Source organism: Vibrio sp. V15_P4S5T153, assembly GCF_963874485.1.
Classification (GTDB): domain Bacteria; phylum Pseudomonadota; class Gammaproteobacteria; order Enterobacterales; family Vibrionaceae; genus Vibrio; species Vibrio anguillarum.
The window spans coordinates 53,254-78,865 of record NZ_CAWNHR010000020.1 but is presented as its reverse complement, the minus strand read 5'-3'; the positions used below and the strand labels follow the sequence as shown (position 1 = coordinate 78,865).

The following is a 25,612-nucleotide window of genomic DNA, read 5'->3' as shown; positions in this document are numbered from 1 at the left end:
TTTGTCCGTTTTACAACGTCACATTTATGTGGTGCAATTTTGCTCCACTAAAACTATAAACCAAAGAGCCTGTCGTGACACCTTTCGCTAACGCCATTTTAAAATGGTATGACGCCTATGGGCGCAAACATTTGCCGTGGCAACAAAACAAAACGGCCTACAGCGTTTGGCTGTCGGAAATTATGCTCCAACAAACTCAAGTCGCAACGGTAATCCCTTATTTCGAACGCTTCATGCAACGTTTTCCAACCGTGATTGATTTAGCCAATGCAGAACAAGACGAGGTACTGCACCTATGGACCGGCCTTGGTTATTACGCACGTGCGCGCAATCTACACAAAGCAGCCAAAATAGTGGCCAGCGAATATGGCGGTGAGTTTCCCCTTGATATCGAACAGATGAATGCTCTACCGGGTATTGGCCGCTCAACCGCTGCGGCGGTGCTTTCTTCGGTTTATAAGCAGCCGCACGCCATTTTAGATGGTAACGTAAAGCGTACTTTAGCCCGCTGTTTTGCTGTCGAAGGCTGGCCGGGGCAAAAAAAGGTTGAAACTCAGTTGTGGCAACATGCCGAACAAAATACGCCAGCGCAAGATGTTGATAAATATAACCAAGCCATGATGGATATGGGGGCGATGGTCTGCACACGCAGCAAACCGAAATGCACGCTCTGCCCAGTTGAATCTTTTTGCATCGCCAATAAACAAAATAACCCACTCGATTATCCGGGCAAAAAACCAAAAACAGACAAACCAACCAAGCAAACTTGGTTTGTGATGCTACACCATAACCATCAAGTATGGTTAGAACAGCGCCCTCAAAGTGGAATTTGGGGTGGATTATTTTGCTTCCCTGAAAACCCCAATAGCGCCATCGAAGATCAACTTGATCACAGAGCCATCAAAGAGAGCGCTATCCGCTCTATTCGCCCACTCATCGCTTTTCGCCACACGTTTAGCCATTATCATTTAGAGATCACACCGATCTTGGTGGAGTTATCTCAACAACCGAACATCATCATGGAAGCAAGCAAAGGTCTTTGGTATAACTTAGCCCAACCGGAACAAATCGGCTTAGCCGCTCCTGTAAAACAGTTGCTAGAAAGCCTTCCATTTGAAATTAACCCTTAAAACACCGAAGAGGAAGTGACCATGAGCCGCACTGTATTTTGTGCTCGACTAAATAAAGAAGCCGACGGTTTGGATTTTCAACTGTACCCAGGTGAATTGGGTAAACGTATTTTTGACAACATCTCAAAAGAGGCTTGGGCACAATGGCAGCATAAGCAAACCATGCTGATCAACGAGAAAAAACTCAATATGATGGACCCTGAACATCGTAAATTGCTGGAAACCGAAATGACCAACTTCCTATTTGAAGGAAAAGAGGTCCATATCGAAGGCTACACGCCACCAAGCAAATAAGAGATACCTTATTTATTTCGAGGATAATCAATGACATCATGGTAAACGCTCTGATGTCATTTTTGTATTGGGAAGATAATGAGAAAGCTGACTTACTTTTTTATTGCAATGCTACTGGCCGGTTGTAGCCGAGAATTAGTTGAACGCATATACAGCGTCGATTATGAGCCGACCAACCGTTTTGCCAAAAACTTAGCGCAATTACCCGGGCAATTTGTCAAAGATACCGCCGCCTTAGATGCACTGATCAGCAGTTTTTCTGGCAACATTGAGAAACGTTGGGGCAGTAAAGAGATCAAAGTGGCCGGTAAAAGCAACTATGTAAAATACATCGATAATTACCTGAGTCGCTCTGAAGTTAATTTCTCCACGGGAACCATTATTATCGAAACAGTTTCCCCAACTGACCCCAAAAAACATCTGCGCAATGCCATTATTACCACCTTGCTCACGCCTGATGATCCCGCACACGTTGACCTTTTCTCTTCACAAAATATCGAATTGAATGGTCAGCCATTTTTGTACAATCAAGTACTTGATCAAGATAAACAACCGATCCAGTGGGGTTGGCGCGCGAATCGATTTGCTGATTATCTTATTGAAAATAAATTAAAAGTTAAGAACGTTGATTTCAAAAAAGCCTACTATGTGGAAATTCCTATGGTAGCGGATCATGCCTCTAAACGAGGTTATAAATACGCCGACATCGTGCACCGAGCCTCGAAAAAATATAACATTCCCGAAGATCTCATCTACGCGATCATAAAAACTGAAAGTAGCTTTAACCCCTACGCTGTCAGTTGGGCCAATGCGTATGGCCTGATGCAAGTGGTCCCTAAAACCGCAGGTCGAGATGTCTTTAAACTGGTCAAAAATAAATCTGGTGAGCCCAGCCCTGAATATCTGTTTGATCCCGAAAAAAATATTGATACGGGAACGGCCTATTTTTATATTCTGAAAAACCGCTACCTCAAAGAGGTCAGCCATCCAACGTCGCTCGAATACAGTATGATTTCGGCCTACAACGGCGGTACAGGAGGAGTACTCAATACCTTTAGCAAAGATAGGAAACGAGCGATGAGGGACTTAAATTCACTGCAACCCAATCAAGTCTATTGGGCGCTGACCCAAAAACACCCTAATGCTGAATCGAGAAGGTACTTAGAAAAAGTAGCAAAATTCAAAAAGGAATTTAACTCAGGTGGATAAAAAAGCGCAGCTTTGTCTAAATTCGCAGCAAACAAACCGTTTTTTCAAAATATTTCCAAAAAGCAGTTGACGATTGAAGGGAAAATCCGTTTAATAGCGCTCCGTTGCCCGGATAGCTCAGTCGGTAGAGCAGAGGATTGAAAATCCTCGTGTCGGTGGTTCGATTCCGCCTCCGGGCACCACAAATTAAATTGTTGGTGCTTTTGTTAAAGTAGCAGCAAGCAATAAATAAAGTGCGCCGACTTAGCTCAGTAGGTAGAGCAACTGACTTGTAATCAGTAGGTCACCAGTTCGATTCCGGTAGTCGGCACCATTTATTGCCTCGATAGCTCAGTCGGTAGAGCAGAGGATTGAAAATCCTCGTGTCGGTGGTTCGATTCCGCCTCGAGGCACCATTATTTGGTGCGAAGTCTTAGACTTACACAGATAATTCCCCCTTAGTTCAGTCGGTAGAACGGCGGACTGTTAATCCGTATGTCGCAAGTTCAAGTCTTGCAGGGGGAGCCACTTTCTAAAGCCAAGTCTAACGACTTGGCTTTTTTATTACCTGCCATATTTATCCAATCCCCTCTACCTCTACAGCGATTACCTCTACAACGATTGAATTATGGGTCAGTCCATTTTCCGTCAAAAACTAAAACCAGTCTGGTGAGTTTGCTCCTTTAGTGTAACCAAGCGGATAAACGTGTGTTTTTCAACGCGCTTTTATTCGCTATTTGCTCCATTCAAAGCTCCTATTTTCTTTTCAACGCCTCTTTCCCTATCTAATCTGACACTAATTTTTAACGAAAATGGGCAAAAACGAGTCACTAAGTATAGAAAAACAACAAACGACATTTTTTTTGCATTTTACTGTTGACGTTAAATGCGAAAAACCTTTTAATACACCCCGTCGCCCGGATAGCTCAGTCGGTAGAGCAGAGGATTGAAAATCCTCGTGTCGGTGGTTCGATTCCGCCTCCGGGCACCACAGTTTCTAAATTGTTGGTGCCTAGCACAGACAATAAATTTAAAGATAAAAATGTGCCGACTTAGCTCAGTAGGTAGAGCAACTGACTTGTAATCAGTAGGTCACCAGTTCGACTCCGGTAGTCGGCACCATTCTTTAAAACCTGTTCCCCCTTAGTTCAGTCGGTAGAACGGCGGACTGTTAATCCGTATGTCGCAAGTTCAAGTCTTGCAGGGGGAGCCACTTTTCATCAATGAGCACTGCTTATTGATTCGGCGCCGACTTAGCTCAGTAGGTAGAGCAACTGACTTGTAATCAGTAGGTCACCAGTTCGATTCCGGTAGTCGGCACCATTTATCTGCATAAGATAAGCAAACATTCTGTTCCCCCTTAGTTCAGTCGGTAGAACGGCGGACTGTTAATCCGTATGTCGCAAGTTCAAGTCTTGCAGGGGGAGCCACTTTCTAAAGCCAAGTTTTCAAACTTGGCTTTTTTTGTGTCTTGCGTATGCTCATAATAAAAAGAGCCAGTTTTCACCAGCTCAATCGATTGGAACGTTCGCGGTAATTCACGATAGCCGGTTACTTAAAACCCTTCTCTTTCTTAATCAAATCGTACGCATTTTGGATCTCTTGCGATTTTTCTTTCGCAACGTTCATCATCTCTGGTGGTAAGCCTTTGGCCATCAATTTATCTGGGTGATGCTCATTCATCAATTTGCGATAGGCACGTTTAATCTCTTTAGCATCCGCATCTTTACTCACGCCTAACACATCGTAAGCATCAGTGAGGCGTTCAGCTTGTGCGGCTTGTTGCCACTGCCCAGATTGCTGATAGCCTTGCTGTTGGCCACCAAAATTTCCGCCTTGTTGAAAACGAAAGGCCGCTTCTTGCATACGCAAGCGTCTTTCCAGTTGATCGGATGAGAAACCTAAACTACGAGCGATTTTGTGCAGTACATTGCGCTCGCTAGGGTGAATATCCCCATCGGCAAACGCGGCTGATATTTGCAATTCGAGAAAAAATTGCAACAAGTCAAAGCGTCCACCCGTCGAAAGGCGCACACGCTCCAACACTTCCTCTAAAGGAAAGCCACTCTCTTTCCCCTCACGAAACGCATCTTGAGCCGCTTTACGTTGCTCACCATGTAAGTTCATACGCTCCATCATGATGGTAGCTAGCTGGATCTCTTCTTTGGTGACTTGCCCTTTCGCTTTAGCAACATGTCCCATGACCGCGAAAGCGGCTTTAAAAAATTCGTCTTGTCGCTCAGTTTGGCTTGGCCCTGAACCAAATGAGCTAGTTTTAAACCCCGCTTGATTCAAACGACGAGCTTTATCAAATTGATGCCCGAGAAACAAACCAAAAAATGCGCCAAACGGTCCTCCAAATAAGAAGCCAAAAAAAGCGCCAAGAATTTTGCCAAAAATATGCATTATGTGCTCTCAATCTATGAATTTTTCAGGAGTAAAGCGGTCTGATAGTGCCGGGAGCTTCAATTTCCTTTATGATAAGAAACGTTTTATTTTACATTCGGCCATCCATCTTCCGAATCAATCAAGTTCAAACAGGATAGTACAACTCGATGTCATGTTTTTCCCGCACCTTGTTAGCCGCTTCAATTAGCGCAGCTCTTTTTGTGCCACAGACTCAAGCAGAAGCTATGTTAGACAATAGTGTGCAGGAAATGCCCGCTATAGATCAATGTTTGATCAACGAACCTGAAGCAGAAAACTCAAGTCAGCAACCGATTAATGTCGAGGCTGATACGCTAGAAGCCGTGAACGGTGAACGCGCAAACTACTCAGGCAATGTGGTCGTTGTTCAAGGTAAAAAACGCATTCTAGCGGATACCGTTACCCTGCATCAGAAAGATAATATTGTGGTTGCGCAAGGTAATGTCAACTTCAGTGACGGTGAAGTAAGGACCATTTCTGACAAAGCCACAAACAATCTTAATACGGATTTAATGACATTAGAGAACACAAAATATCAATTTTTGTGTGAACCCGGCCGTGGTGAAGCTGTGTATATTTCCAAAACGGGTAAGGCCGTTTATGAGATAGAAGATGGTTCGATTACCTCTTGCCCTGAAGGTAATAATGCATGGCGATTGAAAGCATCCAGCATTGATATTGACCAAAATGAAGAGCAAGCCACTTTTTATAATCCGCGCTTCGAGATTCAAAATATTCCGATTTTTTATCTGCCATTTCTTACGGTGCCGATTGGCGACACACGTAAAACGGGATTTTTATACCCTACCGTTTCTTACGGTTCTAGCGATGGTTTTGAAGCCCAAGTACCTATTTATTGGAACTTAGCGCCAAACTATGACCTAGAAACGACCTTTAAATATATGCAAGAACGCGGTACGCAATTAAACAGTGAATTCCGTTATCTGAATGATTTTGGTACAGGTAACATTAAATCTGAATATTTACCTGATGACCAAAAACATCCAGAAAAGGGCAGCCGCTGGGGCTTCCAATACCAACACAGTGGTATTTTCAACCAAGCTTGGAAGTTTGAAATTGACTACTCTCAAGTCAGTGACATTAGCTACTTTAGTGACTTAGACTCAGGTATCGGTAACCGAGAAGATGGTCAGCTTATCCAAGAAGGTAAAGCCACCTACCGGACCCACAATTGGGATTCATCGATACTGGTTCGCGACTTTCAGCTGCTTACAGAAGACAAAACTAGCACCAACCAACCCTATCGCTTGATGCCACAGATTGCGTTTAATTACTATGCGCCCGAATTATTACCGTATTTGAACTTTGATATGGTGAGCCATCTATCGCGTTTTGAAACCGATGCAAGAGGAAAACCTGCAGCCACCCGAGCGCACATTGAACCGGGCTTTACTATTCCTATCAGTAACACCTGGGGCACTTGGACAACCGAAGCGCGAGTGCTTGGTACTTATTACCAACAAGATCTCAGCGGTGTTGACCTCAATTCGGATAACTATAAAGACCTAAAAGAGAGCGTTTCACGCATCATTCCGGAATTTAGAACTCATGCGGGATTAGTACTGGAAAGAGATACGGTTCTGTTTGATGATTATACGCAGACACTTGAGCCGCAGATTCAGTACCTGTACGTACCGAGAGAAGATCAGCGCAATATCGGGCTGTACGATACAACGCTACTGCAAACCGATTATTATGGTTTATTCCGCAGCCGTAAATACAGTGGTGTCGATTATATTGCCCCGGCAAATCAGATCAGCTACGGTGCCTCTTCACGGTTTTTCGACGATCAGTATAAAGAACGTTTAAATATCTCTTTTGGCCAGATTTTTTACCTCAAAAAAGATCTCAAGAATTCCTCCCCTAATGAGGGAGATAATTCAGCCAACACTTCCAACTATTCGGCTTGGGCCGTCGAAATGGACTTCAACTATGATGATTTACTCTTCTACCATGGCGGGGTTCAGTACGACATTGACAGCAGTAAGATGCAACTGGCCAACAGTACCCTAGAGTATCGAGTGGGTTCTGGATACATTCAAACTAACTATCGTTACGTCACCAAAGAGTATATTGATAATACCGTTGGCGATACAATTACCAATATTAATGCCATTACCAAAGATGGCATTTCACAAGCCGGTTTACTGGCTGGGTATCAGATCTCCAAAAAGTGGAATGCTAGCGGACAGTACTTCTACGATTTAACCACGGAAAAGAGCCTGGAGTGGCTGGCTAACCTAAGCTACACCTCAGATTGTTGGTATATTGGTTTTACTTATAGTAATCAACTGCGGAAATGGGATGGTGATTTTGTTACTGATCCTAATGCTACGCCACTCTACGAAAATAACTTTAGTTTGAACTTTGGTATTGTCGGTTTTGGCACCACGATTGGTGCAGGTTCCGGAACGACGGGCGTAGACAGCGCTGGAAATTCATTAAGTTATGGTCGTCCATTTTTCCTAAACAACTAATTTATCCGGCCTTTGCTTAAGCGTAAAGGCCCTTGCTCATTTTGATAGGACTACAAATGAAATTGTGGAAACACACACTGATTGGATTGATGGCAACATTAAGCCTAAACACCGCATACGCTGCTCCTGTTGAGCTCGATCGCGTCGCCGTCATCGTCAATAGTGGCGTTATTTTACAGAGTGACATTGATGGTGCATTAAAAACCTTGACCATTAATGCAAAGAAAAATGGTCAAACGCTACCCGAAGACACAGTGTTGCGTGAGCAAGTGGTTGAAAAATTGATTATTGATACCATTCAGCAACAAGAAGCACAACGCATTGGCGTTCGCATTGACGATAACCGACTCAGTGACGCGATCGCCGACATCGCGAAAAACAATAATCAAACCCTAGAACAGCTTAACGCTTCTGTTACTGCTGAAGGGCTGACTTATGCGGAATTCCGCGAACAAGTACGTAAAGAAATTGCAGCAAGTGAAGCGCGCAATGCTTTAGTTCGTCGCCGGATCAATATATTACCGGACGAAGTGGACAACTTAGCCAATATTCTTGCGCAAGAAACCAATGCAACGGTGCAATATAAAATCAGTCACATCCAACTGCGTGTTGACGATACTCAAGATAAAACCGCAGTAGAACAGCAAGCCAAAACCTTAGTCGAAAAACTCAACCAAGGCGCTGATTTTAGCACCATGGCTTATACCTATTCAAAAGGCCCGAAAGCACTGCAAGGTGGTGATTGGGGCTGGATGCGCAAAGAAGAAATGCCGACGATTTTTGCCGACCAAATCAAAATGCAAAACAAAGGCTCCATTATTGGACCATTTCGTAGTGGCGTCGGTTTCCACATTCTTAAAATTGATGATGTCAAAGGGTTAGAAACCGTCGCGGTCACGGAAGTCAATGCGCGTCATATTTTGGTTAAACCCACCGTTATTTTAAGTGATGACGGCGTACAAAAAGAGCTTAATGACTTCATCCGTCGCATTAAAGCTGGTGAAGCGACCTTTGGCGAACTGGCTCAGCAATACAGCCAAGATCCCGGCTCTGCAGCGCAAAATGGTGAACTGGGTTATCAAACACCAGATCTGTATGTGCCGGAGTTTCAACATCAAATCGAAACATTAGCTATTGGGCAAATCAGTGAACCCTTTAAAACAGTTCATGGTTGGCATATTGTCGAAGTGCTTGATCGCCGTGAAGTTGACCGCACCGACTCTGCACTGAAAAACAAAGCTTATCGCATTCTTTTTAATCGAAAATTCAATGAAGAAGCCAGCGCATGGCTACAAGAAATGCGTGCCAGTGCCTTTGTAGAAATTATACAGGACAACCAAGATGACAATTAAACGCATCGTGGTTACCGCTGGCGAGCCCGCGGGTATTGGCCCAGATTTGGTGCTGGCCTTATCAAAAGAAGATTGGGCACATCAACTGGTGGTATGCGCGGACAAAAGCTTGCTTGCAGAGCGCGCTAAAGAGCTCAATATTGACGTTATATTGGAAGACTACTCAGTCATCTCTGCACCAAAACCACAGCAGGCGGGACGGTTAGTAGTGGATCATATTCCCCTCGGCGCACCGGTGATGACGGGGAAACTGAATGAAGCCAATGGACATTATGTATTAAATACATTAGAAAGAGCAGCTTTAGGCTGTATGAATGATGAATTTGATGCTATTGTCACCGGCCCTGTGCACAAGGGGGTGATCAACCGAGCTGGCGTTGCATTTAGCGGCCATACTGAATTCTTTGCTGAAAAATCTAATACTCCACTGGTGGTTATGATGCTCGCAACAGAAGGGTTGAGAGTCGCGCTAGTGACAACACATATTCCACTGGCTTATGTATCAAAGGCAGTAACGGTCGAGCGGTTAGAAAAAATCATCACTATTTTGCATAAAGATTTGGTGGAAAAATTTGCCATTGCTCAACCCAAAATTTATGTGTGTGGTTTAAACCCACACGCGGGAGAAGATGGCTGTCTGGGCCGTGAAGAGATAGAAACCATCACTCCAACGCTAGAAAAAATTCGTCAACAAGATGGCATTAATTTGATTGGCCCACTACCAGCCGACACCATCTTCAATGACAAATACTTGCAAGATGCCGATGCTGTTTTAGGCATGTATCACGACCAAGTCCTGCCCGTATTAAAGTACAAAGGCTTTGGTCGTTCAGTAAATATTACTCTTGGTCTACCCTTTATAAGAACATCGGTCGATCATGGCACCGCACTCGAATTGGCAGGGAAAGGGCTTGCGGATACAGGGAGCTTTAGAACAGCACTCGCCTACGCGATTGACTTGGTAGAAAAGAAACCTAATTAATTTCGAGAAAACTATGAGAAATGATGTCCACTTAGGGCACAAAGCGCGTAAACGTTTTGGTCAAAACTTCCTAAACGATCCATACATTATTGATGGCATCGTCTCTGCGATTAACCCTCGTCCGGGACAAAATTTGGTTGAGATCGGCCCCGGTCTTGGAGCGATAACTGAGCCAGTCGGCCGCGAAGTGGATAAATTCACTGTTATTGAGCTAGACCGTGACTTAGCTGAGCGCCTGCGCAACCACCCAGAATTATCGAGTAAATTGACGATTCACGAAGGCGATGCGATGCGCTTTGACTTTACGCAGTTGGTGAAGCCGAATAATAAACTGCGCATTTTCGGCAACTTGCCATACAACATTTCAACGCCATTAATGTTCCACTTATTTGAATTTCATAAAGATATTCAAGATATGCACTTCATGCTGCAAAAAGAAGTGGTCAACCGTTTAGCTGCTGGTCCCGGCAGTAAAGCTTACGGGCGCTTAACGGTTATGACGCAGTATTTCTGCAAAGTGGTTCCTGTGTTAGAAGTTCCGCCAACGGCTTTTGTGCCGCCACCGAAAGTTGATTCAGCCGTGGTGCGTTTGGTGCCTTATGAAGTACTGCCGCATCCCACGACAAACATGAAATGGTTAGAGCGTGTCTGCCGAGATGGTTTTAACCAACGTCGTAAAACCGTACGCAACTGCTACAAAGGTTTGATTGAAGTGGAAACGCTAGAAGAACTTGGAGTCAACCCTGGCATGCGCCCGGAAAACCTAACACTTGAACAGTTTGTTGCTATGGCAAACTGGTTAGACGCTCATCACGCCTAATAACGATTGAGCGATAAACGGCCAATGTCTATCGCTCATCTATAAAAACAAGGAGTTAACATGGATATCTCTGAACCTTGTATCAAAATCCAAGTCCATACCCAGTATCTCCCCGAGCAGTCCAATCCCGACTTACACCGCTATATCTTTGCCTATGTGATGACCATCCGTAATCTCAGCAACCAGCAAGTACAGCTGATGAGCCGCCGTTGGTTAATTACCGATGCGAATGGCAAACAGATGTCTGTGGAAGGTGATGGCGTGGTCGGGGAACAACCGATTATCTTGCCCAATGATGAGTACCGCTATAACAGTGGTACGGCGTTAGAAACGCCAGTCGGTGTTATGCAAGGTCATTACATTATGTTAGATGAAGCGGACGCTGAATTTATTGTTGAAATTGAGCCTTTTCGTCTCGCTATTCCTAATGTTTTAAATTAAAAGAGGTAGCCGTGGCGAACTATATTGTCGGCGACATTCAAGGCTGTTTTGATGAACTACAGTGTTTATTGGCTCAAGTGCAATTTCAACCACAACAAGACACACTGTGGGTCGCTGGCGACTTAGTTGCAAGAGGTCCTAAATCTCTAGAAACGCTACGTTTTATCAAACAATTGGGTAGTTCGGCACGTATCGTTCTAGGCAATCACGATCTTCACTTACTGGCCGTATCGCTGGGCATCCACCCATGTAAACCTCGTGATAAAACCTTACCCATATTACAAGCCAACGATGCAACAGAGCTGCTCACTTGGTTGCGCCATCAACCGCTCCTCGCTGAACATGCTGACTTTGTTATGTGCCATGCGGGGATTTCTCCTCTGTGGGATCTTGAAACTGCACGTCAAGCAGCAAAAGAAGTCGAAAGTATTTTGCAAAGTGATCGTTGGCGTTGGCTTATCGAGCAGATGTACAGCAACACACCTGATATGTGGAGCTCGAAGCTAGAAGGGATTGACCGCTATCGCTATACCATCAATGCCTATACTCGGATGCGTTTTTGCTTTGCTGATGGGCGTCTTGATATGGCGTGCAAACTTCCCCCTCAAGAAATAAAAGATGAAGAATTGTTACCGTGGTTTGCCCTACCCAAACGCCTTAAACTCGATAAAACAGTCCTCTTTGGCCACTGGGCTGCATTAGAAGGTTACCGCAGCGACGAAGTGATAGGGCTTGATACTGGCTGTGTGTGGGGAGGATGTTTGACCATGCTACGCTGGGAAGATAAACACTACTTCACTCAACCAGCGTTAACCCATAAAGGCTAACGAATAAAAAGATCCGGATCGTTGCTTAATATCGATCCGAAATCCTCTATTGCTTATCAAAAACCACAAACTGCATGTTGTGAGCATTTTTGTCATCCGCTTGATACATTTCACGATGAACTTCTTGCCACTCACTCCCCCACTCGGGAAATTGCGTATCTCCCTCAATATTTAAGTCAATAAAGGTGAGGTATAGTTTATTGGCCTGTGGCATACAGGCTTGATAGATAGAGCCGCCACCAATGATCATCACTTCATCCACATGACCCGCAACCTCAATAGCTTCTTCAATCGAAGAGACAATACTCACCCCATCAATTGCCAATGAAGCATCACGACTGATCACGATATTATGGCGACCAGGTAACGGACGACCAATAGACTCATAAGTTTTTCGCCCCATGATCACTGGTTTGCCCAACGTACAGCGTTTAAACCATGCAAAATCTGCCGGTAAATGCCATGGCATTTGATTGTCTTTACCAATAATCCGATTGTCTGCCATCGCGGCAATCATGCTGATGATCATAAATAAGATCCTAAAGTGTCATCACGAAAGATAGCCCATGCCCTTACACTATGGGTTTGCGCCGATAGAATAACAAACCCGGCACCGCAAGGCCAACCGCTAAGCCCGCGATAATAAACATCGCTTTTAAAAAATTATCCATCAGTATCGCCAGCAGCTCTGGCGTAAAACCAAGATGGTTAATTTCAACCATTGCAATCATCGCTTTAAAGGCAAAAACCCCGGGAACCATTGGGATCAAAGCCGCTACCGTAAACACTTTAGGGTGAGCTAAAAATTTACGCGACCAACGCACGCCAATCATTCCAACGATAGTTGCAGCAAAAAAAGTCGCCCACTCAATGGGAATTCCAAATTGCATCATTAAGTAACGTGAGCCATGACCAATCGCACCACCTAACGCACAATATTTTAGGGCTGGTACAGGAACATTAAACACCAAAGCAAAACCAACGGCTGGGATTGCAGCAAAAAACATATCATTGGCTAAACCGAGTAATAAATTCATCCAATCCATCGCTACCACCCCCATACACCCGTCACGCTCATCGCCGCAACGATGCCCAAACTCGTTGCCAGCGTCAGCAAACTTGCCATCACAAAACGGGCAATACCCATATTGATATAACCTTTAAGCATATCCGCGACCGCATTAATTAAAGGAAAACCGGGGACTAACATCAGTACAGAAGAAGCCATCACAATGGTTGGTTTATTGCCTAGCTGGTAGATGATAGCTTGCGCTGAAATGATCGAAGTGACAAATGAGGTCACCGTAAAGTTGACAAGCGGATTAAATTGGCGATGCCCAATCTCTTGGCGCACAATCATACCCGCCGCAGAAGCAATGAACGTCATCGTAAACACCGTCCAATCTCCGCCAGCTAAACGAGCAAACGCAGCACAAGAAAGACCAATCATTACCACAACCAACCAACGGTTGTAGCGTTCAGGGCTGATCTGATTGAGTTTTTTCTGCGCAAGGGAATAATCTAAAATCCCTTTTTCCATCATGATGCAGATCCGTTGCACTTGCGTCACTACCCGCATATTGATCCCACGATCAGGACAACGGCGCGCAGTCGTAATGCAATGGCCATCGTAAACCGTGGTTAGCACAAGTGAACTCGCCGAGAGCGATACTTCCACTTCACTCATGCCACACGCCGCTCCCATGCGACGCATAATATCGCCCACCAGTGTACTTTCCGCACCATGAGCCAACAACATTTGCCCAGCCTGGGCGATCAATCGAGAAACAAGCCTCTGTTTGGATGTCATGATTCCTTTCCGAACGTCCTAAAAGCCCAATAGTGTGCCCGAAATTGGGTGCTTTAAATATGATTTAGCTATAAAAAAGCCGCAATAATTATTGCGGCTCAATCAATTCAGGAAAATTAATCACGAACATAGATAACGTGGCCGTCATCTTCTTCGTCGTCCCAATCATCCCAGTCATCACCATCTTCAGTGATCACATTTTGGCTGTTCATCTCATCTTTATGGTAATCATCCCACATGAAATCGACTTTCTGAGCTTCACTGAGCTCTTCCTGCTCACGAGGTAACGTTTCCATATAGTCAGCCAACTCACGGCACAAATCCGCCGTACCTTGTTGGTTTACTGCCGAAATTTTGAAGTATCGCCCTTCCCAAGCCAGCGCATCTAAGATCTCTTGGATCTTTTCATCGGCTTCTTCTTCAAGCATCAGATCAACTTTGTTGAACACCAACCAACAAGGTTTTTGTGACACTTTTTCACTGTATTGCTCTAGCTCATCAAAGATGGTCAGCGCATTTTGCGCAGGATCACTTTGATCAATAGGAAGAATGTCGATCATATGCAGCAACACTCGGCAACGTTCTAAGTGCTTTAAGAAGCGAATACCTAAACCAGCACCATCGGCCGCGCCTTCAATCAAGCCTGGAATATCAGCGATCACGAAACTTTTCTCAGGAACCACACTCACGACACCCAAACTTGGGATCAACGTAGTGAAGGGGTAATCAGCGACTTTTGGCTTCGCTGCTGAAACAGAACGAATAAAGGTTGATTTACCCGCATTCGGCAAGCCAAGCATACCCACGTCAGCTAACAATAAAAGCTCAAGGCGTAATTCGCGCACCTCACCTTTTTTACCCATGGTTTTTTGGCGTGGTGCACGGTTAACGGATGACTTAAAGCGAGCATTACCTAAACCATGCCAGCCACCTTTAGCGACCATCACTTTTTTGCCATGCTCTGCAACTTCACCCACAACTTCATTGGTGTGAATGTCAACCGCTCGAGTCCCAACAGGCACCTTCAAAGTAATGTCTTTACCGCGCTTACCTGTACAGTTAGCACCGCCACCATTTTGGCCGCGCTCAGCAGCGTAAAAGCGTTGGAATCGGTAATCAACCAAGGTATTTAAGTTTTCATCGGCTTGGATATAAACGTCGCCGCCATCGCCGCCATCGCCGCCATCAGGGCCGCCTTTCGTCACGAATTTTTCACGCCAAAAGCTCACGACACCGTTACCGCCATCACCCGCTTCGACTTTAATTATCGCTTCATCAACGAATTTCATTTGTTACTCCACGCTCTTTGCGTTGCGATATCATTGTCATACAATGATATAAATTCTAGCAGATACACATTCAGGATCGACCGTGATCATCCTTCGTTTTATCCACAATTGGAACACATAAGGAGAAACTCTAGTGATTAGAGTGTCTTCTTTTCTGTTCGGCTGATAAATAAAAAACCCCACCGTAACGGCAGGGCTTTTGAGTTCAGTTAGGTATAAATTTATTCAGCGTCGATGCTAACAAATTTACGGTTTTTAGGACCTTTAACTTCAAATTTCACTTTACCTTCAGTAAGAGCGAAAAGAGTATGGTCTTTACCGATACCAACGTTAGTGCCTGCGTGGAACTTAGTACCACGTTGACGAACGATGATGTTACCTGCAAGAACAGATTCACCACCGAAACGCTTAACACCAAGACGTTTGCTTTCTGAATCGCGGCCGTTACGAGTAGAACCGCCAGCTTTTTTGTGTGCCATTGTTAAACTCTCCTAAATTACTTAAGCGTTGATGCCAGTGATTTTCACTTCAGTGAACCACTGACGGTGGCCTTGTTGTTTACGAGAGTGTTTACGACGACGGAACTTAACGATTTTAACTTTATCGCCACGACCGTGTTGTACTACTTCAGCAGTAATTTTACCGCCTTCAACAAGAGGTGCCCCAACAGTGATTTGCTCACCGTTAGCAACTAGTAGAACTTTATCAAATTCAACAGTTGCACCAGTTTCAACGTCTAATTTCTCTAAACGAAGAGTTTGACCTTCGCTTACACGGTGTTGTTTACCACCAGATTGGAAAACAGCGTACATATTTTACTCCGCTCTTTCCGCACAGCCGTATGCTTTTTATTTGAGCAATTTGGGTGTGCGCTAAACTAATCATCAATAGGGCGCAGATTCTACGCGAATGAGTACCCCAAGACAAGCCATATTTTGAAAAAATTGGCGAAAAGCTAATCGCCAATGAAAAGTGGCGCAATCATGCCTTTAAGCCTTGTATTAATCAACGTTTTTTAGTGTATTATTCGAGAATTATAGAAGAACACAACACCTTATAGGTTCTAACTTCAGCCGGATTAACCATGGATTTTAAAGCTATCCAAACGCTTACTGCCGATGACATGGCAAAAGTGAATGAAACGATTCAAGCTCAGCTCAACTCTGATGTATCTTTAATCAATCAATTAGGATTCTACATCGTCAGCGGAGGTGGGAAACGTCTGCGTCCTTTGCTGGCTATTTTGTCGGCTCGAGCCCTTGGTTATCAAGGTGAAGCGCACACGACTGCCGCTGCATTTATTGAATTCCTCCACACGGCAACCTTGTTGCATGACGACGTTGTCGATGAATCGGATATGCGCCGTGGCAAAGCAACAGCGAACGCGGCATTTGGCAATGCAGCGAGCGTGTTAGTGGGGGATTTCATCTACACGCGTTCCTTCCAAATGATGACTACACTAGGATCGTTAAGGATCCTTGAGCTGATGAGCGATGCGGTGAACGTTATCGCTGAAGGCGAAGTGCAGCAATTGATGAACTGTAATGATCCAAACACTACCGAGGAAAATTACCTACAGGTGATCTACTCGAAAACGGCGCGTTTGTTTGAAGCAGCGACCCAGATTGGTGCGATATTAAGTAATGCTTCTCCTGAAATTGAAACGGCATTACAGAACTATGGTAAATACCTTGGCACGGCTTTCCAGCTCATTGATGACGTGATGGATTACACCTCTGATGGCAGTGAAATGGGCAAAAATGTGGGCGATGATTTAGCGGAAGGCAAACCAACACTTCCTCTATTGTACGCAATGCAGCATGGTACACCCGAACAAAAAGAGATGATCCGTGAGGCCATCGAAAAAGCCAATGGCATGGAACAGCTTGATGCGATTCTAGCGGCAATGAAACAAACAGGCTCGCTTGAATACACAACCAACAAAGCGCTCGAAGAAGCCGATAAAGCGATCAATGAGCTGTCTATCCTGCCAGAAAGTGAATATAAACAAGCACTGATAGCTCTAGCTCATATGGCTGTGAATAGGACAAAGTAGAACAGCAGCTAGCTTGGACGAAGAATCGATCTTTGCCTAAAAATGCACCGCTACAAAAAGAGCCTCAATTGAGGCTCCTTTTGATTCTAAGCGTTATTTAAAACCCGCCTTGCCAAATCATGCCAAATGCAAAAACAGCCACGATCGTTAAAGCACAAGCTCCTAACTTTTCTTTGCCTTGAAAAGGATGAATGCCCTGCTCTCGTTTAGCTTTCATGTAGAAATAGAGCCCAGGTAAGTAGAGTAGCGCGGAGAGCATCAAATAGTGCAAACCAGAGGCATACAAAAGCCAAATCCCATAAATGGTGGCACAAGAACCTATCACCAGAAGTTTGCCTTTATTCTTCTGTTCAATCGCGATCTTTAACGTAAAGGCGCCGATCAAAAAATAGGGAACAAGGATCATTTCTGAAGCGAAGATCAGCAGCGTATCGTAGGTACTGCCTGCGTACATCACCAGAATCAGTGAGACCTGAATGCAAATATTGGTTAGAGTTAACGCTTTTACTGGGCTCCCCGCTTCGTTTTGCTGGGCGTAGATGGCAGGAAACATCTTATCTCTAGCACATAAAAATGGCGCTTCGGAGGCCAGGACCGTCCAGCTAAGAAAAGCACCGCACACCGAAATAATTAATCCAACACCGATAATGTACTCGCCCCAAGGACCAAGAATAGTCGTCAGCACTTTGGCCATTGAAGGGTTCTGATATTGCGCCAATTCAACTGGTTTAATCACGCCCATCGACAATAAGGTGACCAATACATAAATGGTCAACGCCGTAAGCAAACCGAGAATAGTAGCTTTACCGATATCAGCACGGTGGCGAGCACGGCTTGACACAACAACCGCTCCCTCTATTCCGATGAACACCCATACCGTGATCAACATAGTGCTTTTTATTTGATCCAGCAGATCATGGCCAGCACCGAAGTGTAAGCCTGTAAAATCCAATGTGAATTTATCCCAAGAAAAAGCAAAAGCGGCACAAATGATGAACAACACGAGAGGGATCATTTTAGCAAAGGTGGTAATCAGATTAATGAATGCGGCCGTTTGTACTCCTTTTTTGACCAACGCATGCACCAACCAAAGTAATACTGATGCACTCCCAATGGAAAGCCACGTATTACCCGCCCCAAACATCACGTTATCTGGTGTATCAAACAACATACCTAAGGTACTAAAAACAATTACCAGATAAGAGACATTAGCCACCATGGCGCTAAACCAGTAACCCCATGCGGAACAAAAACCCGCAAAGTCACCAAATCCTTCTCGAGCAAAACCAAATACGCCACTATTAATATGAGGTTTATGAATGGCAAGTTGTTGAAAAGAGAGCGCGAGAAAGATCATACCAACGCCAGTGATCCCCCAACCGATCATTACCGCCAAAGGGCTGGCGACTGAGGCCATGTTTTGTGGCAGGCTAAAAACACCAGCGCCAATCATTGAACCAATGACCAGTGCTGTTAGTGAGCCCAAACCAAGCTTATTATCCATGGGAACTATCCAGTGAGTGTTTACACATTAGAGGAAGGTGCTATTTTAGAGAACATATTTACCAGACATCAATCCCTATGTGATCGCGATCACTGAGATAGTGAGTCAATAGTAAAATTCATTGCTAGGGATCAAAAAGTTTGTAAGTTCACGACGAAAATAATGCACTGCTCAGTAAAAAAAACCGCATATTACACAGTTCAAAGCATCATCATACAAAAATATTGGTAAAAACCATAAAAAATGCCGCTTGGATGAGCAAGCGGCATTTTTGTATAAGATAAGGTTATTCTTTATTTGGCGAAATCAACACCTAGCTGAATATCACCTTTCAGTGTTGTCAGCATTCCATCTAACGCGGCTTGTTCATAGGCACTCAATGCACCATAGCTCAACACTTCTTCGACACCCTCTTTACCGAGTTTAATCGGTTGTGCAAAGAATGAAGCATGCTCACTACCACCGTCAACGTAGGCACATTCCACAACACCTGGTTCACCTTGTAGTGCTTTGACTAATGATAAGCCAAAACGGCAAGCCGCTTGACCCATTGACAGTGTTGCACTGCCGCCACCCGCCTTCGCTTCCACCACTTCGGTGCCTGCATTTTGAATACGCTTAGTTAGGGCTTCCACTTCTTCGGCCGTGAACTCAACCCCTTCAATTTGCGAGAGCAAAGGAAGGATAGTGACGCCTGAGTGGCCGCCAATCACAGGCACAATAATTTCGCTAGGGTTTTTATCTTTTAGCGCCGCGACAAACGTTTCTGAGCGGATCACATCCAACGTTGTCACACCAAATAGCTTACGCTTGTCGTAAACGCCTGCTTTTTTCAAGACTTCCGCTGCAATAGGTACTGTTGTATTAACAGGGTTGGTGATAATGCCCACACAGGCTTTCGGACAGACAACCGCAATCTTTTCAGCCAATGCTTTCACAATGCCAGCGTTAACATTAAACAGATCTGCGCGATCCATACCCGGCTTACGAGCGACACCAGCAGAAACAAGGACTACATCCGCACCTTCAAGCGCAGGTGTTGGATCTTCGCCAGCATAGCCTTTGATCGATACGGGAGTAGGAATGTGGCTTAGATCGGCAGCAACGCCCGGAGTCACCGGTGCGATGTCATACAGCGCCAGATCGGAACCAGCAGGAAGATGGTTTTTAAGTAGAAGTGCTAGGGCTTGACCGATGCCACCAGCGGCACCAATAACAGCTACTTTCATCGTAGTTCTCCTTGAGAATAAATCTCTTATAAATGTTTTTGTGTAGGGTATTTTTAAGCTAGAAAACTATAGCAATCACAATATGATTACAATCAATTAACGCTAGCTTTGCGACCTCGCGCAATTCGCTAAAATCGTGCTACAGCACCGATGGCAATTATGACCTTGTTTATCTTTACCGACAAAGAGTTAAGTTGCCATTCGACCAAAGTTTTACATAAAAGTTTACAGTGACCTTTTAGACACTTTTGGACGATAATTTGGCGATGACTGCATAGCTATGCGAGAATATGCAGCAATAAATGGCTAATCGAAGACGATAACTATGCGCAACAATAATGATAAGCAAGATAATCTGGTTCGTGCTTTTAAAAATCTATTAAAAGAAGAACGTTTTGGATCTCAAGGTGACATTGTCGATGCCCTGCGTAATGAAGGGTTTGATAATATCAACCAATCCAAAGTATCTCGCATGCTGACTAAATTTGGCGCGGTACGCACTCGCAACGCAAAAATGGAGATGGTCTACTGCCTTCCTGCTGAACTCGGTGTACCAACCGTATCAAGTTCACTGCGTGAATTAGTGCTAGATATAGATCACAATGCCGCGCTGGTAGTGATTCATACCGGGCCAGGGGCGGCGCAGCTTATTGCTCGGTTACTTGATTCTCTGGGCAAATCAGAAGGCATCTTGGGTGTGGTGGCCGGTGACGATACCATTTTTATCACACCGACACTGAACGTAACGACAAAGCAGCTGTTTGATTCAGTCTGTGATCTGTTTGATTACGCAGGGTAATTTGTCACTAAACGCATTTCATCTCACTCTCTAGTAGAATCACACTGAGTCAAGTCGGCGTGATTCTCTTCACATCTTCAGCAATAAGTTGTCACAGCAGAAAGAGGAATAACTCCTTGATAGGCAAGCTATTGCCATATTTTGGCTCTGACAATGACGCTTATTGATAGCCAATTTCGCTACATTTTTTAACATTCCTGTAATTATGTATCGATTTTTTGGTATTATTTAGCCACTTTTTCAACATACGGATTGAAAAAGATGCCGTTTCTAGATGAGGAAACTCCCCCGATACCCAAACAACTTGAAGTTGCGGGTAGGCGGCAAGTGAGTCAGTCGTCATAAGCATGGATAATTCTGTGATTGGGGTGAACGAACGTAGCCAACACCACAGCAACTTCAGGTGGGAAGGGTGTAACAACAATTATCTATGGGGTTAATAATGAATAAGGAAGGAAAATTCATGGCATTGAATAAATTGATTAAAGTTGGAATTATTGCAGCAGCGGTCATGGGTACAGGTACGTTAAGCGCACAAGAGTTCATTACGATTGGTACAGGATCCGTCACTGGTGTTTACTACCCGACAGGTGGTGCTATTTGTAAGCTGGTTAATAAAGGGCGTAAAGATCACAACATTCGCTGCTCAGTAGAATCAACAGGCGGATCGATCTACAACGTGAACACGATTCGTGCAGGTGAACTCGATTTCGGTATTGTTCAATCTGACTGGCAGTACCATGGTTATAACGGTACCAGTGAATTTGCCGAGCAAGGCCCGAATAAAAAACTGCGCGCAGTATTTTCCCTTCATACCGAACCTTTTAATATCATTGCCCGCGCGGATTCTGGCATTGAAAACGTAGCTGACTTGAAAGGTAAACGTGTCAACATTGGTAACCCAGGTTCTGGTGACAGGGCAACCATGGCTGTTGTGATGGATGCATTTGGTTGGACCAATGACAGCTTCAAACTGGCTTCTGAGCTCAAAGGCTCTGAGCGCTCTCAAGCATTGTGCGACAATAAAATAGATGCCTTTATTTATATGGTTGGCCATCCAAATGGTTCAATCAAAGAAGCAACGACCTCATGCGATGCAAAACTCGTCTCTGCTACTGGCCCTGAAATTGAAAAAATTGTTGCCAATAACCCTTACTACGCTTACAGCACGATTCCTGCTGGCATGTACCGTGGAACAGATAAAGATGTAACCAGTTTTGGTGTGGCTGCGACCTTGGTATCAAGCACTGATGTGTCTGATGAAGTCGCATACAATTTGGTCAAAGCGGTATTTGAAGATTTTGATACCTTTAAACGTCTTCACCCTGCCTTTGCTAACTTGAAAAAAGAAGACATGGTGAAAGCGGGGATCTCCATTCCTCTTCATCCTGGCGCAGAAAAATACTACAAAGAAATCGGTCTGCTAAAATAATTTCGCATCGCGAAAACCAACAATAGCGATACCGAATCAAAGGAGGCTGAACGTCTCCTTTGATTGCCCTTTCAGTCACGAGCGATATGCCCTTTATCCCTTGGCGTTATGGTCAACGATGATGGCCTGTCCTCTTACGTTTACAACGACTCTTTGGGCACATTTGGGTTTTAAATGATTTAACAACCCACCTTTTGTTCTGTTCCGCAATAGCCCACTTCTCATTAGCAGTGAATTGACCCTGTGACCAACCGAGACGTAGGCAGCCAATAATAAGGATAACGTACATGACGAAGACACTTACTCCGTCAACCGATGTGCAGGAAATGGTAGCGCAATCTGATACTGGCGCAAGAAACCCTCATGGCTTGCCGGGGCGCATTTTGTGGTTTGTCCCACTATGTTGGTCACTATTCCAACTTTGGTATGCTTCACCGCTGCCCTTTATTTTTAACTTTGCCATTTTAAACGATACGCAAGCACGAGCCATTCACCTCACATTCGCTGTCTTTCTCGCCTTTACTGCCTACCCTGCGTTAAAGAACTCACCACGCGATCGCATTCCATTGATTGATTGGATTTTGGCATTGGCGGGCAGTTTCTCTGCTGCTTACATCTATTTATTTTACAATGAGTTGGCTGGTCGCTCTGGTGCGCCAACCTTGATTGATATAGCGGTCTCCGTCACAGGAATGGTGCTATTACTTGAAGCAACACGTCGAGCGTTAGGGCCTCCGCTAATGTTGGTCGCAGCACTATTCTTGCTCTACACCTTTGGTGGCCCCTACATGCCGGATGTGATCGCTCATAAAGGAGCGAGCCTAAACAAAGCGATGTCTCATTTATGGCTGACTACTGAAGGGGTTTTTGGGGTGGCTCTTGGGGTTTCCACCTCTTTTGTGTTCTTGTTTGTTCTATTTGGCGCAATGCTTGAACGAGCTGGCGCAGGTTCCTATTTTATCAAAGTAGCCTTTTCACTGCTGGGCCACATGCGAGGCGGTCCCGCGAAAGCAGCGGTTGTAGCCTCAGGCTTATCGGGGCTAGTGTCTGGCTCATCGATTGCAAACGTAGTTACCACCGGTACTTTTACCATTCCCTTGATGAAACGTGTCGGCTTTCCCGGAACAAAGGCGGGCGCTGTTGAAGTAGCCGCTTCCACCAATGGCCAATTAACCCCGCCTATCATGGGTGCTGCCGCATTTTTAATGGTGGAATATGTCGGTATTTCCTATGTTGAAGTGATCCGTGCGGCGCTACTGCCAGCGCTTATCTCTTATATTGCCTTAATTTATATTGTCCATTTGGAAGCCTGCAAAGCAGGAATGGAAGGCCTACCTCGCCGTCATACACCGACATGGGTGCAAAGCTTACTTTCATTTACGGGTACTATTTTAGGGCTTTGCGTTCTCAGCGCTGTTGTTTACTACGGCATTGGTTGGACCAAAGAGGTGTTTGGTGACGCCGCTACTCCAATTGTTACGGTCGCGCTTTTACTGACTTATGTCGCTCTGATTAAAATTTCGTCTCGCTACGCCTCAGAAAGTGCAATGGATATGGATATCCAAGAAGTACCCGACCCTGGGCCGACGGTAAAATCAGGGCTTCATTACCTGCTACCTATTGTGGTGCTAGTATGGTGTTTGACGGTCGAGCGCTTCTCGCCTGGATTATCCGCCTTTTGGGCCACGATATTTATGGTCTTCATTTTGATCACTCAGCGGCCAATCATGTCGTTACTCAATAAGAGCAACGATTTGAACACGCAAGTGAAGGCTGGATTTGTTGATCTTGCCGAAAGCTTGGTTTCGGGTGCGCGGAATATGATTGGCATTGGTGTGGCAACCGCAGCCGCAGGAACCGTCGTTGGTGTCGTCACCTTGACTGGCATTGGCTTAGTGATGACCGATTTTGTTGAGTTTATATCCGGTGGCAGCGTCATACTGATGCTGATTTTTACCGCCGTGATCAGCCTCATTCTTGGTATGGGCTTACCGACCACCGCCAACTACATCGTCGTATCAACCTTAATGGCTCCCGTCATTGTAACACTGGGAGCCGCTCATGGTCTTATCATCCCATTGATTGCCGTACACTTATTTGTGTTCTATTTCGGCATTTTGGCAGATGACACCCCACCAGTTGGCTTGGCGGCATTTGCCGCAGCCGCTATCGCTAAATCAGACCCTATTCGTACAGGTATTCAAGGGTTTGCTTACGATATTCGTACCGCCATTTTGCCCTTTATGTTCGTATTCAACACTCAACTACTGCTAATGGGAATTGATACATGGTGGCACTTAGCGTTAACCATTTTCTCGGCCATTACCGCAATGCTGCTGTTTTCTGCTGCGACTCAAGGTTGGTGGCTAACTCGCAATAAGTGGTGGGAAACCGTCTTGCTGTTGGTGCTGACGTTCTCGTTCTTCCGACCCGGTTTTTGGTGGGACATGATTTATCCTGCGACCGAACTGCACCCAGGCACAGAGATAGCGCAAATTGTAGAAAACCTCGATGTGGGTCAATCGATAGAGCTTATCGTCGCTGGTGAAACCATTGAAGGTGATTACTTATCAAAAACAGTACTACTCCCTTTTGATGATCAAGCGTCAACGGCAGAACAGCGTATTCAATCAATGGGGCTAACCCTGAAAGAAACCAGTAATCGTATGCTGGTGGATATGATTGAGTTTGGCAGTCCAGCTGAAGCCGCAGGTATAGATTTTGATTGGGAAATCCGCTCAGTTGTGTTGGAAAGCCAACGGCCAATGAAAGAGTGGGTTTTCTTACCTGCATTATTATTAGTGCTGACGCTAGCTTGGAATCAAAAACGCCGTATGAGAACACAAGAAATACGCGCTTAATCAATATGCCTAGCACGAGCTAGGCATATACTTTACGGAAACAAGGTGCTCTAAAGCACCCTATCGTAGATGAGATAATCCATAATGTATAAACACATCCTTGTTCCAGTGGACCTTAATGAAAAAGGCTTTTCTGACAAAGCCGTTGAACTTGCTGTTTGGCACGCGACACATTCCAATGCTGAAATTCATCTTTTAAATGTATTACCTGGTATCCACATGTCGATGGTCGCCACATACTTCCCGAAAGATGCCGCGGCGAAAATGAAAGAAGACGTCAAGCAACAGCTAAAACAGTTTGCTGATCAACATATCGCTGACGAAATAATCTACAAACTGCATGTAGCGGAAGGTAAAGCCTACACCACCATTTTAGATTACGCAGAAAAGCTCGGAGCTGATTTGATTATCATGCCAAGCCATAAACGATCGAAGATCGATAAAGTGATGCTGGGATCGGTGGCCAGTAAAGTAGTGCAAAACTCGCCAATCAATGTACTGGTTGTCAAACCGCAAGGATAGAAACCCTGCATCGTCATAAAAAAGCGCATGAGGCGCTTTTTTTATGCCAACGACAAGCGCCTCAGTTAGGAATTGGCTATCAAACTAATAGGCTCAATTACCTTTACTTGTTGAGAATAATTATCAATAATGTTTACATCAACCCGATAAC

23 protein-coding genes and 9 tRNA genes are annotated in these 25,612 nt (G+C 44.8%); 23 read left to right on the top strand and 9 right to left on the bottom strand.

Going from position 1 to position 25,612, the window contains the following annotated elements; translation table 11 throughout:
- Window positions 1-74: 74 nt before the first annotated feature.
- From mutY to AACT42_RS21495, 12 genes are all read left to right on the top strand, one after another.
- Complete coding sequence (gene mutY / locus AACT42_RS21550; protein WP_013857828.1) at window positions 75-1,130, top strand: A/G-specific adenine glycosylase; 1,056 nt, start codon at window positions 75-77, stop codon at window positions 1,128-1,130.
- 21 nt (window positions 1,131-1,151) lie between these two features.
- Entirely contained in the window at window positions 1,152-1,424 is a 273-nt protein-coding gene (locus tag AACT42_RS21545) for an oxidative damage protection protein (RefSeq protein ID WP_010320634.1), read from the top strand.
- Window positions 1,425-1,502: 78 nt separating this feature from the next.
- Window positions 1,503-2,633, top strand: a complete 1,131-nt coding sequence (gene mltC / locus AACT42_RS21540; protein WP_094134267.1) for a membrane-bound lytic murein transglycosylase MltC — start codon at window positions 1,503-1,505, stop codon at window positions 2,631-2,633.
- A gap of 106 nt (window positions 2,634-2,739) precedes the next feature.
- Window positions 2,740-2,815, top strand: a tRNA-Phe gene (locus AACT42_RS21535).
- Window positions 2,816-2,870: 55 nt separating this feature from the next.
- A tRNA-Thr gene (locus tag AACT42_RS21530) sits at window positions 2,871-2,946 on the top strand.
- 6 nt (window positions 2,947-2,952) lie between these two features.
- A tRNA-Phe gene (locus AACT42_RS21525) sits at window positions 2,953-3,028 on the top strand.
- 36 nt (window positions 3,029-3,064) lie between these two features.
- Window positions 3,065-3,140 (top strand) — tRNA-Asn (locus AACT42_RS21520).
- Window positions 3,141-3,527: 387 nt separating this feature from the next.
- Window positions 3,528-3,603, top strand: a tRNA-Phe gene (locus AACT42_RS21515).
- A 55-nt stretch (window positions 3,604-3,658) separates the two neighbouring features.
- Window positions 3,659-3,734, top strand: a tRNA-Thr gene (locus AACT42_RS21510).
- A gap of 15 nt (window positions 3,735-3,749) precedes the next feature.
- Window positions 3,750-3,825 (top strand) — tRNA-Asn (locus tag AACT42_RS21505).
- A 34-nt stretch (window positions 3,826-3,859) separates the two neighbouring features.
- Window positions 3,860-3,935 (top strand) — tRNA-Thr (locus AACT42_RS21500).
- Between the two features lie 31 nt (window positions 3,936-3,966).
- Window positions 3,967-4,042 (top strand) — tRNA-Asn (locus AACT42_RS21495).
- Between the two features lie 121 nt (window positions 4,043-4,163).
- Here AACT42_RS21495 and djlA read toward each other — a convergent pair.
- On the bottom strand, window positions 4,164-5,018 hold the full coding sequence (djlA, locus tag AACT42_RS21490; RefSeq protein WP_094133418.1) for a co-chaperone DjlA: 855 nt from the start codon (window positions 5,016-5,018) through the stop codon (window positions 4,164-4,166).
- Between the two features lie 149 nt (window positions 5,019-5,167).
- Between djlA and lptD the strand changes: the two genes are divergently transcribed.
- The 6 genes from lptD to apaH are packed head-to-tail and all read left to right on the top strand — an operon-like array spanning window position 5,168 to window position 11,959.
- Window positions 5,168-7,537: an LPS assembly protein LptD gene (gene lptD / locus AACT42_RS21485; RefSeq protein WP_094133417.1), complete on the top strand. Its 2,370-nt coding sequence runs from the start codon at window positions 5,168-5,170 to the stop codon at window positions 7,535-7,537.
- A 56-nt stretch (window positions 7,538-7,593) separates the two neighbouring features.
- Window positions 7,594-8,889 (top strand): peptidylprolyl isomerase SurA, encoded by a 1,296-nt coding sequence (surA, locus tag AACT42_RS21480; protein WP_094133416.1) that lies wholly within the window; start codon window positions 7,594-7,596, stop codon window positions 8,887-8,889.
- Window positions 8,879-9,871: a 4-hydroxythreonine-4-phosphate dehydrogenase PdxA gene (gene pdxA, locus AACT42_RS21475; RefSeq protein WP_094133415.1), complete on the top strand. Its 993-nt coding sequence runs from the start codon at window positions 8,879-8,881 to the stop codon at window positions 9,869-9,871. Before surA ends, pdxA begins: the two co-directional genes overlap by 11 nt.
- 13 nt (window positions 9,872-9,884) lie before the next feature.
- Window positions 9,885-10,691 (top strand): 16S rRNA (adenine(1518)-N(6)/adenine(1519)-N(6))-dimethyltransferase RsmA, encoded by an 807-nt coding sequence (gene rsmA / locus AACT42_RS21470; protein WP_013857835.1) that lies wholly within the window; start codon window positions 9,885-9,887, stop codon window positions 10,689-10,691.
- A gap of 60 nt (window positions 10,692-10,751) precedes the next feature.
- Window positions 10,752-11,132 (top strand): Co2+/Mg2+ efflux protein ApaG, encoded by a 381-nt coding sequence (gene apaG / locus AACT42_RS21465; protein WP_094133414.1) that lies wholly within the window; start codon window positions 10,752-10,754, stop codon window positions 11,130-11,132.
- 11 nt (window positions 11,133-11,143) lie between these two features.
- Window positions 11,144-11,959, top strand: coding sequence for a bis(5'-nucleosyl)-tetraphosphatase (symmetrical) ApaH (gene apaH / locus AACT42_RS21460; protein ID WP_013857837.1), 816 nt, complete (start codon window positions 11,144-11,146; stop codon window positions 11,957-11,959).
- Between the two features lie 46 nt (window positions 11,960-12,005).
- Here apaH and folA read toward each other — a convergent pair whose 3' ends face one another.
- The 6 genes from folA to rplU all read right to left on the bottom strand — a co-directional run bounded on the left by folA (window position 12,006) and on the right by rplU (window position 15,870).
- The gene (gene folA / locus AACT42_RS21455; RefSeq protein ID WP_094133413.1) at window positions 12,006-12,488 is read right to left on the bottom strand and encodes a type 3 dihydrofolate reductase; all 483 of its coding nucleotides are present in this window, start codon (window positions 12,486-12,488) and stop codon (window positions 12,006-12,008) included.
- A gap of 43 nt (window positions 12,489-12,531) precedes the next feature.
- Entirely contained in the window at window positions 12,532-13,020 is a 489-nt protein-coding gene (locus tag AACT42_RS21450; protein WP_013857839.1) for a threonine/serine exporter family protein, read from the bottom strand.
- Window positions 13,008-13,769, bottom strand: coding sequence for a threonine/serine exporter family protein (locus AACT42_RS21445; protein ID WP_013857840.1), 762 nt, complete (start codon window positions 13,767-13,769; stop codon window positions 13,008-13,010). Before AACT42_RS21445 ends, AACT42_RS21450 begins: the two co-directional genes overlap by 13 nt.
- 116 nt (window positions 13,770-13,885) lie before the next feature.
- A complete protein-coding gene (cgtA, locus tag AACT42_RS21440) occupies window positions 13,886-15,058 on the bottom strand; it encodes an Obg family GTPase CgtA (protein ID WP_010320622.1) in 1,173 nt (390 codons plus the stop codon).
- Window positions 15,059-15,279: 221 nt separating this feature from the next.
- Complete coding sequence (rpmA, locus tag AACT42_RS21435) at window positions 15,280-15,537, bottom strand: 50S ribosomal protein L27 (protein WP_010320621.1); 258 nt, start codon at window positions 15,535-15,537, stop codon at window positions 15,280-15,282.
- 21 nt (window positions 15,538-15,558) lie between these two features.
- Window positions 15,559-15,870 carry a 50S ribosomal protein L21 gene (rplU, locus tag AACT42_RS21430; RefSeq protein WP_010320620.1) on the bottom strand — a complete coding sequence of 104 codons (312 nt, stop codon included), beginning with the start codon at window positions 15,868-15,870 and terminating at the stop codon, window positions 15,559-15,561.
- A gap of 272 nt (window positions 15,871-16,142) precedes the next feature.
- On the opposite strand from rplU, the gene ispB reads away from it, so the two are divergent.
- Window positions 16,143-17,114: an octaprenyl diphosphate synthase gene (gene ispB / locus AACT42_RS21425; protein ID WP_017047084.1), complete on the top strand. Its 972-nt coding sequence runs from the start codon at window positions 16,143-16,145 to the stop codon at window positions 17,112-17,114.
- 97 nt (window positions 17,115-17,211) lie between these two features.
- On the opposite strand, the gene AACT42_RS21420 is transcribed toward ispB, so the two are convergent.
- Together AACT42_RS21420 and mdh are read right to left on the bottom strand one after the other, a co-directional pair.
- Entirely contained in the window at window positions 17,212-18,618 is a 1,407-nt protein-coding gene (locus AACT42_RS21420; protein ID WP_094133412.1) for a basic amino acid/polyamine antiporter, read from the bottom strand.
- Window positions 18,619-18,911: 293 nt separating this feature from the next.
- Window positions 18,912-19,847, bottom strand: a complete 936-nt coding sequence (gene mdh / locus AACT42_RS21415; RefSeq protein ID WP_017043806.1) for a malate dehydrogenase — start codon at window positions 19,845-19,847, stop codon at window positions 18,912-18,914.
- A gap of 325 nt (window positions 19,848-20,172) precedes the next feature.
- Here mdh and argR point away from each other — a divergent pair, with 325 nt between their 5' ends.
- The 4 genes from argR (at window position 20,173) to AACT42_RS21395 (ending at window position 25,461) form a co-directional block, all read left to right on the top strand.
- On the top strand, window positions 20,173-20,646 hold the full coding sequence (gene argR, locus AACT42_RS21410; RefSeq protein WP_013857844.1) for a transcriptional regulator ArgR: 474 nt from the start codon (window positions 20,173-20,175) through the stop codon (window positions 20,644-20,646).
- A 463-nt stretch (window positions 20,647-21,109) separates the two neighbouring features.
- Window positions 21,110-22,078, top strand: a complete 969-nt coding sequence (locus tag AACT42_RS21405) for a TAXI family TRAP transporter solute-binding subunit (RefSeq protein ID WP_026027829.1) — start codon at window positions 21,110-21,112, stop codon at window positions 22,076-22,078.
- A 287-nt stretch (window positions 22,079-22,365) separates the two neighbouring features.
- Window positions 22,366-24,939 (top strand): TRAP transporter permease, encoded by a 2,574-nt coding sequence (locus AACT42_RS21400; protein ID WP_094133410.1) that lies wholly within the window; start codon window positions 22,366-22,368, stop codon window positions 24,937-24,939.
- A gap of 84 nt (window positions 24,940-25,023) precedes the next feature.
- Window positions 25,024-25,461, top strand: a complete 438-nt coding sequence (locus AACT42_RS21395) for a universal stress protein (protein ID WP_013857847.1) — start codon at window positions 25,024-25,026, stop codon at window positions 25,459-25,461.
- The last annotated feature ends 151 nt before the right edge of the window (window positions 25,462-25,612 follow it).

Excerpts from the sequence above, each read along its gene's own strand:
- AACT42_RS21545 (WP_010320634.1), top strand. The coding sequence starts at position 1,152 with ATGAGCCGCACTGTATTTTGTGCTCGACTAAATAAAGAAGCCGACGGT.
- mltC (WP_094134267.1), top strand. The coding sequence starts at position 1,503 with ATGAGAAAGCTGACTTACTTTTTTATTGCAATGCTACTGGCCGGTTGT.
- djlA (WP_094133418.1), bottom strand. The coding sequence starts at position 5,018 with ATGCATATTTTTGGCAAAATTCTTGGCGCTTTTTTTGGCTTCTTATTT.
- lptD (WP_094133417.1), top strand. The coding sequence starts at position 5,168 with ATGTCATGTTTTTCCCGCACCTTGTTAGCCGCTTCAATTAGCGCAGCT.
- surA (WP_094133416.1), top strand. The coding sequence starts at position 7,594 with ATGAAATTGTGGAAACACACACTGATTGGATTGATGGCAACATTAAGC.
- pdxA (WP_094133415.1), top strand. The coding sequence starts at position 8,879 with ATGACAATTAAACGCATCGTGGTTACCGCTGGCGAGCCCGCGGGTATT.
- rsmA (WP_013857835.1), top strand. The coding sequence starts at position 9,885 with ATGAGAAATGATGTCCACTTAGGGCACAAAGCGCGTAAACGTTTTGGT.
- apaG (WP_094133414.1), top strand. The coding sequence starts at position 10,752 with ATGGATATCTCTGAACCTTGTATCAAAATCCAAGTCCATACCCAGTAT.
- folA (WP_094133413.1), bottom strand. The coding sequence starts at position 12,488 with ATGATCATCAGCATGATTGCCGCGATGGCAGACAATCGGATTATTGGT.
- AACT42_RS21450 (WP_013857839.1), bottom strand. The coding sequence starts at position 13,020 with ATGGGGGTGGTAGCGATGGATTGGATGAATTTATTACTCGGTTTAGCC.
- AACT42_RS21445 (WP_013857840.1), bottom strand. The coding sequence starts at position 13,769 with ATGACATCCAAACAGAGGCTTGTTTCTCGATTGATCGCCCAGGCTGGG.
- cgtA (WP_010320622.1), bottom strand. The coding sequence starts at position 15,058 with ATGAAATTCGTTGATGAAGCGATAATTAAAGTCGAAGCGGGTGATGGC.
- rpmA (WP_010320621.1), bottom strand. The coding sequence starts at position 15,537 with ATGGCACACAAAAAAGCTGGCGGTTCTACTCGTAACGGCCGCGATTCA.
- rplU (WP_010320620.1), bottom strand. The coding sequence starts at position 15,870 with ATGTACGCTGTTTTCCAATCTGGTGGTAAACAACACCGTGTAAGCGAA.
- ispB (WP_017047084.1), top strand. The coding sequence starts at position 16,143 with ATGGATTTTAAAGCTATCCAAACGCTTACTGCCGATGACATGGCAAAA.
- AACT42_RS21420 (WP_094133412.1), bottom strand. The coding sequence starts at position 18,618 with ATGGATAATAAGCTTGGTTTGGGCTCACTAACAGCACTGGTCATTGGT.
- mdh (WP_017043806.1), bottom strand. The coding sequence starts at position 19,847 with ATGAAAGTAGCTGTTATTGGTGCCGCTGGTGGCATCGGTCAAGCCCTA.
- argR (WP_013857844.1), top strand. The coding sequence starts at position 20,173 with ATGCGCAACAATAATGATAAGCAAGATAATCTGGTTCGTGCTTTTAAA.
- AACT42_RS21405 (WP_026027829.1), top strand. The coding sequence starts at position 21,110 with ATGGCATTGAATAAATTGATTAAAGTTGGAATTATTGCAGCAGCGGTC.
- AACT42_RS21400 (WP_094133410.1), top strand. The coding sequence starts at position 22,366 with ATGACGAAGACACTTACTCCGTCAACCGATGTGCAGGAAATGGTAGCG.
- AACT42_RS21395 (WP_013857847.1), top strand. The coding sequence starts at position 25,024 with ATGTATAAACACATCCTTGTTCCAGTGGACCTTAATGAAAAAGGCTTT.